This window comes from Nocardia tenerifensis NBRC 101015 (assembly GCF_000308715.1).
Classification (GTDB): Bacteria; Actinomycetota; Actinomycetes; order Mycobacteriales; family Mycobacteriaceae; genus Nocardia; species Nocardia tenerifensis.
In genome coordinates, this window is record NZ_BAGH01000145.1 from 1 (window position 1) to 4,351 (window position 4,351).

The 4,351-nt window shown below is 69.2% G+C and carries 4 protein-coding genes; 2 read left to right on the top strand and 2 right to left on the bottom strand.

What is annotated here, in order from left to right; genetic code table 11:
• On the bottom strand, positions 1–882 hold an 882-nt coding region (locus ON39_RS11650; protein WP_040733572.1), incomplete at its 3' end, for an AAA family ATPase.
• A gap of 131 nt (positions 883–1,013) precedes the next feature.
• Between ON39_RS11650 and ON39_RS11655 the strand changes: the two genes are divergently transcribed.
• Complete coding sequence (locus ON39_RS11655) at positions 1,014–1,613, top strand: MspA family porin (protein ID WP_246002998.1); 600 nt, start codon at positions 1,014–1,016, stop codon at positions 1,611–1,613.
• A gap of 139 nt (positions 1,614–1,752) precedes the next feature.
• Positions 1,753–2,895: a T6SS phospholipase effector Tle1-like catalytic domain-containing protein gene (locus ON39_RS11660; protein WP_040733574.1), complete on the top strand. Its 1,143-nt coding sequence runs from the start codon at positions 1,753–1,755 to the stop codon at positions 2,893–2,895.
• Here ON39_RS11660 and ON39_RS11665 read toward each other — a convergent pair.
• A partial coding sequence (locus ON39_RS11665; protein ID WP_040733575.1) for a maltooligosyl trehalose synthase occupies positions 2,881–4,351 on the bottom strand: 1,471 nt, incomplete at its 5' end. The genes ON39_RS11660 and ON39_RS11665 overlap by 15 nt on opposite strands.

Below are 4,351 nucleotides of genomic sequence, written 5' to 3' on the forward strand. Positions count from 1 at the left end.
CCGGCGTCCTCGGCGGGCGCCAGAATCGGCCAGGTCGGCGCCGACCGCGGCGCTCGCGCGCAGCACCGTCGCGAGTTCCGCGCTGCTCGCGGCCGCGGCGACGAGCAGGAGCAGGCGTGTCCGTGCGGGCAGTCTGCTCGCCTGACCGTGGAAGGCGACCTGGAGCCGCTGGGTCAACGGCAGCGGATTAGGCCCTGCCCCAGGCGTTTCCGCCGCGAGCACGGCGGGCAGCTCGCGCAGGGCCAGGGGATTGCCGCCCGCCTCGCTGAGCAAACGGTAGCGCAGCACCGGCGACAGGTCGGGGTCGCGGCTGTCCACGAGCGCGGCGGCCGCCTCCTGCGGCAGCCCCGTCACGATCAGCTCCGGCAGGCCCGGCGCGGGGAAGACGTCCGCGCCCTGGCGGGTCGCGAAGATCATCACGACGCCCTCGGCGTCGAGTCGCCGCGCCGCGAACAGCAGCGTCTCCGCGGTCGCGCGATCGAGCCAGTGCGCGTCGTCGATGAGGCACAGCAGCGGTCCGTCGGCCGCCTCCTCGGCGAGCAAGGACAGCACCGCCAGGCCGATGAGCATCCGATCGCCCGGATCCTGTTGTGCCAGACCGAAAGCCCCGCGCAGCGCGGCGCGCTGCCGGTCGGGCAGGCTGTCGAGCAGCGCCATGCCCGGGCGTACCAGCAAATGCAGTCCGGCGAAAGGCAATTCGGCCTCGGATTCGATGCCGGCGCTGCGCACCGTCGGAAGACCTTCGGCCGCCGCGTAATCCAGCAGCGCCGTCTTTCCGATCCCCGGTTCGCCGCGCAGCACGAGCGCGCTGCTCCTGCCGTCCCTGGCCGCCGCGAGAAGCCGATCGATATACGCTTGTTCGGCGTGTCTTCCCTGGAGCATGTGCACACCGTATCCGTTTACTGGACGTGTGATCAGCCTTGGCTCGCGGCGCGGTCGGCGCGCGGATTCGTCGTGTCGTGCACGTCGGACATAGCGAATGGCTACTAAGGTCTGGGGTTATGGCGTCTACTGTGAAAAGGGCGATCCAGACAGCGGTGGGTGCGGCCCTGGCGTGCGCATTCGTTACTGCCCTTACGCCGACGGCCCATGCGGAGGTTATCAGCATGCCGCCGCACGAGAAGTCGTTCGTGCCGCCCGGCGGCGGCGCGCGGAAGTTCGTCATCGGCAGCCGCGAGGAGTACATCTACCGGATCCCGCCCTTGAATTTCATGGCGACCACCCGGGAGGCGCTGGTCAGCTCCATCTCCTATGGCCAGGTCGAGGGGGCATCGGGGGGCAAGCTGCGCATCGGCTACCACGTCGGCTGCGCGGTGACCATCGGCGCGGGCACCCTCGGCGCGACGCCCGACATCATCATCGGCCAGCTGCCGAGCGTGAATCCGAACCCGGTCGCCACTCTGACTCTCGCGCCGGGTGAGGTCGGCGAGGTCGAGATCGCGGAGAAGGACATGATCCCCGGCAAGCTGATCCAGCTCAGCTTCCGCGATTTTCATATCAAGGTGAATGCGTGTACCGGACCCGTCACGCTCCGGCAGTATTCGTACGTCGATTACAAGTCCCCCGAGGTCGACGATTCCGGCGCCGTGTTCGGCGATCCCACATGGCTATGAGCGGCTAAAATTCACTTTCACCGGAGAGCTCTACCTGTTGAAATGGGCGTGATTCATTAACACCGCCCTACGCGCGCTCGATGATTCGAGTAGTCGAGTACGCGGGTTTCAGCGGGAATCCGGCGGGAGGATTTGGTCCATGAAACGCCTGGTCGTATGTTGTGACGGAACGTGGAAAGCGGAGTCGAGCAGCACCGTATCGAACATCATCAAGATTGCGCAGACGATCCGCTACGATGCGCCCGGTCCGCTGGGCGAGACGATCCCGCAGTGGGTCACCTACGTATCGGGCCCCGGCGCCCGCGGCTTCCTGTCCGATCGGCTGGTCGGCGGCGCCTTCGGCCTCGGCCTCGAGGCGAACCTGTCCTCCGCCTACTGGCACCTGGCGCTGAACTGGCAGCCGGGCGACGAGATCTACATCTTCGGGTTCAGCCGCGGCGCGTTCACCGCCCGCAGCCTGTCCGGCCTGATCGACCGCATCGGGATCATGACGCCCGAGGCCATGATCAACGGCAAGTACCCGGACGCCCTGCGGATCCACCAGCAGGTCCCGCCGAAGGACGGCACCATTCCCAAGGAGTGGAAGGACTTCCGCCGGGACAACTGCCACAAGGTCCGTCCCAAGATCAACTTCCTCGGCGTCTTCGACACCGTCGGCGCGCTCGGCGTGCCCGGCCTGACCTCGCTGCGGTACCGGTTCCACGACGTCAAGCTCGCCCCGAGCGTGCACTGCGCGCGCCACGCGCTGGCCATCGATGAGCGGCGGCGCAACTTCGAGCCGTGCCTCTGGGAGGTGCCGGTCGAGCCGAACGTCAAGTACCGCAGGGGATTCCAGCGGGTCAAGCAGGTGTGGTTCGAGGGCGCGCACAGCGATATCGGCGGCGGCTACAAGGAGTGCGGTCTCTCCGACATCACCCTGCGCTGGATGGTGCGCGAGGCCGAGTCCGTCGGGCTCGCCTTCGACCGGGACCGGCTCGAGGAGCTGTCCAAGGCCTGCCGGGCCATGGGCACGCGGCACGTGCAACCGCATCCGTCGCTCGGCGTCGGCTACCGCGTGCTTAATGTGTTTCGTACCCTGCGTAATCCGCGCAGCCCGCGGTTCTACCTCGACTCCTGGCGGCGGCTGGCCAACGGTCACGAGCAGGGCATCCGGCTGGCTTCGCTGGTCAACGAGGCCGCCACCTACCGGCCGCCCAACCTGCGCCGCTGGCGCGCCCAGCTGGGCGGGATGTTCCCGGAGGAGATGCTGGAGAAGGTCAGCCCGGTCTCAACGCACCAGTAGCGCGACCGGGAGGCGGCCGAACAGCTTCTCCAGCCGGGCCCGGCCCTGGAAGGTGTGGCCGGTGAGCCGGTCCGTCCAGGTGCCCTGGGGCAGGTCCAGTGTCGTGTCGCCCCAACCGGTTTCGGCGAGCGCGACGCTGTGCCGGGTGGCCGCGACGATCACCTCCGGGGCCGCGCCGAAGCGGCCCCGGGCGTAGGACACCAGCTTGCCCGCCTGCTCGCCGGTGGCGTACAGCGGCAGGTAGGTGCCCCCGACGAAGCAGTCGGGGCGCTCCCGGCGCAGCCACAGCGCGTACGCGACGATCCACATCTTCGCGGCCCCGGTGGTGTCCAGAGCCGGTGTGCCGGTGAGCGATTGCAGCATGCCGGTGCGGAACGCGAAATCCACCGGGCGGCGGTTGTCCGGGTCGACGAGGGAGTCCTCCCACAACTCGCAGCCCTGGTAGACGTCCGGGATGCCGGGCCCGCAGAGCTGAAGCAGCTTCTGCGCCAACGAGTCCGACCACGCGTGCGGCGCCAGCTCGTGCACGAGATCGCCGAGCTCGGAGCCGACCGGCCCGTCGATCACCGTGTCGATCCAGCTGTGCACCGCGGACTCGAACTCGGCGTCGGGCTCCTCCCACGAAGACTTGGTGCCCGCCTCGCGGATCGACTTCTCGGCGAACTTGTGCAGCCGCTCGCGCAGGCCGGGCACCGAGGCCGCGGGGCGGCCGTCGGCGGGCCAGACGCCGAACATGTTCTGCAACAGGAACAGTGTGGTCGCGCCGTCCGGTCCGGGCGCGGCCTCCTCCCACGCCTCGACGCACTGCGCCCACGTGTCGGCCGCCTGGGAGAGCACGCCGATGCGGGCGCGCACGTCCTCGCCGCGCTTGGTGTCGTGCGTGGACAGCGTCGTCATGGTGGCGGGCCAGCGCTGCGCGCGGTCGCTGTTGGAGAGATGGAACTCGTTGAGCGAGTGGGCGAATCGAGCCGGATTGCCGCCGACCTCCTGCAGCGAGACCAGCCGGGCGGCCTGGTAGAACATGGTGTCCTCCACCGCCTTCGCGGTGACCGCGCCGCACACCTGGCTGAACCGCACCGCCGCCTCGCCGTCGGAGGCGAGCGCGGTGACCAGCACCGCCAGCGGCGCCGTGAGCTCGCTGTTGCGCTTCTCCACCTCGGCGATGACGGCCCCGATCATGCCGGCCAGCGGCGCGTAGTCGGCCCGGTACACCGGCATGAACGCGAGCACCTCGATGGTGGCGTTGGTCAGCGCCATGGTGTCGAAGCTGTCCGCGCCCGCGTCCCGCTTGATCGCCGCGACAAGCCGCCGAACCTCCGGTGCGAGAAGGGTTTCCGCGACGGCGCGCTTGATCCGGTGCTCGGTCTCGCCGATCCACGCGCGATCGCTGCCGTGGCCGGCCACCTGCCGCGACAGCTCGGTCAGCGCCTGCTCGCCGTCCGGGTCGATGAGCACG

What these genes read in the sequence shown, in the direction of transcription:
- ON39_RS11660 (WP_040733574.1), top strand. Translation starts at nt 1,753, where the DNA reads ATGAAACGCCTGGTCGTATGTTGTGACGGAACGTGGAAAGCGGAGTCG.